Genomic DNA, 245 nt, shown 5'->3' with positions numbered 1-245 from the left:
CGGTGACCAGGATCGGATTGCGCGCCAGCGCGGCGTCGACGTTGTCGCGGCGCACCTGCAGGCCGGCGATCGCACTGTCGGCCAGCAGCCGCGAGACGTTGGACAGTAGCTTGATCGAGTCCAGCAGGTTCGCCGCGATCAGCGGCAGCGCGACGTTGAGCTGGAAATTGCCGGTCTGACCCGCGACCGTGATCGCCGTGTGGTGGCCCATCACCTGCGCGGCGACCATGACCGTCGCCTCCGGA

1 pseudogene is annotated in these 245 nt (G+C 68.6%); it reads right to left on the bottom strand.

The window, feature by feature from the left end:
• Positions 1-229 (bottom strand): annotated as a pseudogene (gene aspA / locus SB719_RS21995) (aspartate ammonia-lyase); the annotation flags it as partial.
• Between the last annotated feature and the right edge of the window lie 16 nt (positions 230-245).

Source organism: Pantoea sp. SIMBA_079, assembly GCF_046940275.1.
GTDB classification, from domain to species: domain Bacteria; phylum Pseudomonadota; class Gammaproteobacteria; order Enterobacterales; family Enterobacteriaceae; genus Pantoea; species Pantoea borealis.
Note: the sequence above shows the minus strand (reverse complement) of the source record. Positions and strands in the feature narration are given on the sequence as shown.